Here is a 5,128-nt window from a genome sequence, read left to right as displayed (position 1 = left end):
CCTACATTTTATCCCTCATTAACTTTGTGGCCTGTCTGGTAATGAAGACAGACAGGCCTCTTTTCGACAGGCTGGGAGGTCTGCCGTTTTGCGGCAGACCTCCTTGTTTATTTCTTTCTCTACATCCCGCCCCGCTTGGAAAGCGATTCTTTCATAGAAAATTGCCACTTCTCTATTTAGTCGAATCTCATACTGTTTCATATGCCCTTCTTTTACCCGTATTCCCACATTATAACCGTATTCGGTTGATAAGTCAACCGTATTCCCACAATTCTTTTTCTCTGGGAATGGTAGTGTGGAAGAAAACGGAAAGGGGAACCATCATGGGGATTGCGGATATGGTACGGACCCGAATCATTGCTTTGTGCCGGGAGAGGGATATCACGGTTAACCGCATGTGTGAATTGGCGGCGGTCCCGCAATCCACGGTCAATAATTTCTTGAACCGTAAGACCCACAATCTTGGCATCATCACACTGAAAAAGTTGACGGACGGCCTTGGCTTGAGCATCACAGAGTTTTTCGATACGGAGGCATTCCGCGCTTTGGACCAGGAAATCCACTGAGGGGCGGTTTCGGCAGATGCCCTTCCCGAGTAAAAAACACGGACAGGAGACCTTCCTGTCCGTGTTTCATCGTTCCTTGCTGAGCCCCAGCAGATAATCGGTACTGACGCCGTAATACTTGCTCAACGTGATTAAATGATGGATGGGCAGCTCGTTGGCGCCCCGCTCATAGCGTGCGTACATGGTCTGGGATGTTCCCAGGACCTCGGCGATCTGTGACTGTGTCTTGTCGGCGTCTTCGCGCAAATCACGAAGAATACGTACATACTCCATATCATCCACGTTCGACACCCCCCCTATTGACTTTTACCCGGTTTGTCTTCCAACTTTAATTTATCATAAAAAACGGGGCTTGTTGGGTTTACAACACACAATTTTACTACAATTTCTTCGGGTTTCCATGTATAATTTGTTGGATTCACTAGATTTTAATTGATTAAAGTTTTAAAATCCTCTAAAATCATCGGACTTGTAAGGCCTGACCGCTTTACAAGAGGCCTCTTTTTCTGTATAATACCTTTATCTTGTTTCTATGGACCCGCGTCCATTTTATCATACGCCCCCACTACGTGAAAAGAGGAAATATTTATGGAATATACAGAAGGCGTCCGGTTCGACAGCCTGGGCCTGTCCCCGGAGATCATGCGGGCCATCCAGCGGCGGGAGCTGGAGGTCACCACCCCCGTCCAGGCGGGCTGCATCCCGCCCATGATGGCCTGGCAGGACGTCATCGCCAAGGCCCCCACCGGCACCGGCAAAACCTTTGCCTACGGCATCCCCATCATTGAGCACGTAGACCCGGAGGACGACGCCGTCCAGGCGGTCATCCTGGCCCCCACCCGGGAGCTGGCCATTCAAATCACCGACGAACTCCGGGACATCTCCGCCTTCCGCCCCGGCGTCCGCTGCGTCTGCCTTTACGGCGGGCAGCCCATCGGGAAGCAGATCGACGCGCTGAAAAAGCGGCCCCAGATCGTGGTTGCCACCCCCGGCCGGCTCAGCGACCACATGAAGCGCCGCACCGTCCGGGTGGACAGCGCCCGGACCGTGGTGCTGGACGAGGCGGACCGGATGCTGGACATGGGCTTCATCCACGACGTAACCCGGCTCCTGGACAAGATGAACAAGCGGAGGAACCTGGGCCTCTTCTCCGCCACCATCTCCCGGGAGGTCATGGACATCGCCTGGGTCTACCAGCGGGACGCGGCGGAAATCACCGTCCGGGAGGACGAGCAGAACAAGCCGGACATCAAGCAGTTCCGCATGGACGTGGCCCAAAACGAAAAGGCGGACGTCATCGCCAGAATCCTGGAGGAGACGGGCTTCGACCGCTGCATGGCCTTTTGCAACACCAAGGGCTCCACGGAGCGCATCTGCAAGTTCCTGCAAATGCGGGGCATCGACGCGGAGTGCATCCACGGAGACATCCCCCAGCGGCGGCGGGAGCAGGTGATGAACCTCTTCCGGGAGGGCAGGCTCCGGGTCTTCGTCTCCACCGACGTGGCCGCCCGGGGCATCGACGTGGACGACGTGGACATCGTGTTTAACTGCGACGTGCCGGATGAAAACCAGGACTACGTCCACCGCATCGGCCGGACGGGCCGGGCGAAACGCCAGGGGGTGGCGGTGAGCCTCATCGCGGACTACCCCTCTAAAATGCGCATTGACGACATCGCCCAGAAGACCCGGAACGAGATTGTCCCCGTGAAATTCGGGGAGGACGGGAAGCTGGAGGTCCTCGGTTAAGGGAACATAAGAGCGCCGGGGCGGCGTCCCGGCGCTCTTTTCGCGTACAAAACGGACTCAGCTCAAGGAGGCCGTTTCCTCCGCCACCCGGGCCTCGCTCTCCCGCATGGCCTGGAGGGTCTTGTCCATCAGAGTCTCCAGCTCCCAGCCAAGGCGCGCCGCGCCGTCCTTGATAACGTCCCGGGAGCACCCGGCGGCAAACTTCTTGTCCTTGAACTTCTTCTTGAGGGAGGACACCTCCATGTCGGAGCAGGACTTGCTGGGCCGCATCCGGGCCGCCGCGCCGATGAGGCCCGTCAGCTCGTCGGCGGCGAAGAGGACCTTTTCCATCTCGTGGACAGGCTCCACGTCGGAGCAGATGCCAAAGCCATGGCTGCACACGGCGCGGACCAGCTCGTCGGAGCAGCCGATCTCCACCAGCAGCTCGGGGGCCTTTTTGCAGTGCTCCTCGGGCCACTTCTCAAAGTCCACGTCGTGGAGGAGGCCCACGGCGGACCAGAAATCCGCCTCTTCGCCATAGCCCAGGTCCCGGGCGTACCAGCCCATGACGGACTCCACCGTCAGGGCGTGCTGGAGGTGGAAGGGCTCGGTGTTGTACTTGCGCAGCAGCGCCAGGGCCGCCGCTCTTTCGGGACAGGATTTCATGGGACATTTCTCCTTTGTTTGTTGTTGGGGGTAGTATACGGCTTTCGAAAGCGGATTGCAAGCGTATTGGAGCAGATCCCTTCCCGCCGGGCCCGCGTTCCCGATAAAATCCAAGCCCGCCCCTCGACTTGCCGGGGCTCCTGTGCTATACTACAGGAAGACATATTTTAGATGGAAACGGAGGCGTCCGGCTTGTACCGTATTTTTATCGCAGAGGACGACGGCGTCATCGCAGGGGCGGTGGCCCGGCACCTGGAAAGCTGGGGCTATCAGGTGGCCTGCGCCAAAAAGTTCGACGCCGTAATGGCGGAGTTCCTGGACTTCGGACCCCAGCTGGTGCTGCTGGACATCTCCCTGCCCTTCTTCAACGGCTACCACTGGTGCCGGGAGATCCGCAAGGTCTCCCAGGTCCCCATCCTCTTCCTGACCTCCGCCGCGGACAACGTGAACCTGGTCATGGCCATGCAGATGGGCGGGGACGACCTGCTGGCCAAACCCTTCGACCTTCAGGTCCTCTCCGCCAAGGTCCAGGCCATGCTGCGCCGGGCCTATGACTTCGCCTCCGCCCCGGCCCTGCTCTCCTGCGGCGCCGCGGCGCTGAATCCCGCCAACGGGACGGTCACCGTCAACGGCCGGAGAGTGGAGCTGACGAGGAACGAGGGAAAGCTTCTCCAGCTCCTGCTGGAGAAAAAGGGCCGGATTGTCAGCCGGGACGCCATGATGACCGCCCTGTGGGAGTCGGACAGCTTCGTGGACGAGAACACCCTTTCCGTCAACGTGAACCGCCTCCGGCGGAAGCTGGAGGCGGCGGGACTGCCGGACTTTATCCGCACGAAAAAGGGCGCGGGCTACCTGGTGGAGGATGAAACCGTATGAGAATCCTGGGCGCGTATTTCCGGCGGCACTGGAAGCTGCTCTTCCTCCTGGCGGGGTGCCTGGGCATCTGCTCCGCCGTCTTCTACCTCTACGGNCTGCCTCTGGAGTCGGTGGGCTATGCCTTCGTGCTGTGCTTTTCCCTGGGGCTTGCCTTGTTCGCCGTGGGCTACGTCCAGTTTCTCCGGCGGCACCGGGAGCTGGAGCGGCTGCTGGTCCAGGTCCGGGAGAAGGTCCTCCCCCTGCCGCCCCCCGGGGGACTGCTGGAGGAGGACTACCAGGCCCTGTGCCAGGCCCTGGCCTCCGAGCGGGCCGCCCTGGCCCTGGAGGACCGGAACAGGATCCAGGACATGACGGACTACTACACCCTCTGGGCCCACCAGATCAAAACCCCCATCGCCGCCATGGGGCTGCTCCTCCAGGAGGAGCCCCACCCGGAGCTGGAGGGGGAGCTTTTGAAAATCGAGCAGTACGTGGAGATGGTCCTGGGATACCTCCGCCTGGGCAGCGAGTCCACGGACTATGTATTCCGGGACTGCGGCCTGGACGCGCTGGTGCGCCAGGCCGTGCGGAAGTACGCCCGTCTCTTTATCCTGAAAAAGATCTCCCTGGATTTTCAGGAGACCGGGAAGACCGTGCTGACGGACGAGAAGTGGCTGTCCTTCGTCATCGAGCAGTTGCTGTCCAACGCCGTGAAGTACACCCCCGAGGGGGGCCGGGTCCGCATCTACGGCGACGGGGACACCCTGGTCATCGCCGACAGCGGCATCGGCATCCAGCCGGAGGATCTGCCCCGGGTCTTCGAGAAGGGCTTCACCGGCTTCAACGGGCGGGAGGACAAAAAGTCCACCGGCATCGGGCTTTGCCTCTGCCGCCAGGTGATGGACCGGCTGAACCACGATATTTCCATCGCCTCCCGCCCCGGACAGGGGACCCTGGTGCGGCTGGATCTCTCCAGGGACCGGAAGAGGGTGGAGTGATGGCGGTGATTACAAGAATCATCCCGCCGGAGGAGGACGGGGCCGCGGTGCGGCACATCCTCCGGGCCAAGCTCCACTTTTCCTCCCACGCCGTCTCCCGGCTGGCCCACGGGGGGGAGTGCATCTTCGTCAACGGCGTCCCCGTCCACACGCCTTACGTGCTCCGGGCCGGGGATGTGCTGGCGGTGGAGACGGAGGACCGCCGCCCGCCCCGGGCCGCCGCCGTCCCGGGGAACTGGCCCCTGCCGGTGGCCTGGGAGGACGAGCACCTGCTTATCGTGAACAAGCCCGCGGGCATGACGGCCCACGCCTCCAACT

Annotated in this window: 6 protein-coding genes and 1 pseudogene; 5 read left to right on the top strand and 2 right to left on the bottom strand. The window is 60.8% G+C overall.

Annotated elements, in window-relative coordinates; genetic code table 11:
• Positions 1 to 566 (top strand): helix-turn-helix transcriptional regulator (locus JX325_RS18185; RefSeq protein WP_243414075.1); only part of this gene is annotated, 566 nt, incomplete at its 5' end.
• A 66-nt stretch (positions 567 to 632) separates the two neighbouring features.
• Here JX325_RS18185 and JX325_RS12560 read toward each other — a convergent pair.
• Entirely contained in the window at positions 633 to 839 is a 207-nt protein-coding gene (locus JX325_RS12560; protein WP_204791453.1) for a helix-turn-helix domain-containing protein, read from the bottom strand.
• A 315-nt stretch (positions 840 to 1,154) separates the two neighbouring features.
• Here JX325_RS12560 and JX325_RS12555 point away from each other — a divergent pair, with 315 nt between their 5' ends.
• Positions 1,155 to 2,312: a DEAD/DEAH box helicase gene (locus tag JX325_RS12555; RefSeq protein ID WP_204791452.1), complete on the top strand. Its 1,158-nt coding sequence runs from the start codon at positions 1,155 to 1,157 to the stop codon at positions 2,310 to 2,312.
• Positions 2,313 to 2,369: 57 nt separating this feature from the next.
• Here the strand turns inward: JX325_RS12555 and JX325_RS12550 are convergent, their stop codons facing one another.
• Positions 2,370 to 2,957, bottom strand: a complete 588-nt coding sequence (locus JX325_RS12550) for a hydrolase (protein ID WP_204791451.1) — start codon at positions 2,955 to 2,957, stop codon at positions 2,370 to 2,372.
• A gap of 192 nt (positions 2,958 to 3,149) precedes the next feature.
• Here JX325_RS12550 and JX325_RS12545 point away from each other — a divergent pair, with 192 nt between their 5' ends.
• From JX325_RS12545 to JX325_RS12535, 3 genes and pseudogenes are all read left to right on the top strand, one after another.
• Positions 3,150 to 3,833 carry a response regulator transcription factor gene (locus JX325_RS12545; RefSeq protein WP_204791450.1) on the top strand — a complete coding sequence of 228 codons (684 nt, stop codon included), beginning with the start codon at positions 3,150 to 3,152 and terminating at the stop codon, positions 3,831 to 3,833.
• Positions 3,830 to 4,810, top strand: a complete 981-nt coding sequence (locus JX325_RS12540; RefSeq protein WP_204791449.1) for a sensor histidine kinase — start codon at positions 3,830 to 3,832, stop codon at positions 4,808 to 4,810. The genes JX325_RS12545 and JX325_RS12540 overlap by 4 nt, the downstream gene beginning before the upstream one ends.
• Positions 4,810 to 5,128 (top strand): annotated as a pseudogene (locus tag JX325_RS12535) (RluA family pseudouridine synthase); the annotation flags it as partial. The gene JX325_RS12540 and the pseudogene JX325_RS12535, both read left to right, overlap by 1 nt.

The organism is Oscillibacter sp. CU971 (assembly GCF_905219725.1).
Lineage (GTDB): Bacteria > Bacillota > Clostridia > Oscillospirales > Oscillospiraceae > Oscillibacter.
The sequence above is the reverse complement of the archived record's forward strand: the minus strand, read 5'-3'. Positions and strand labels throughout refer to the sequence as shown.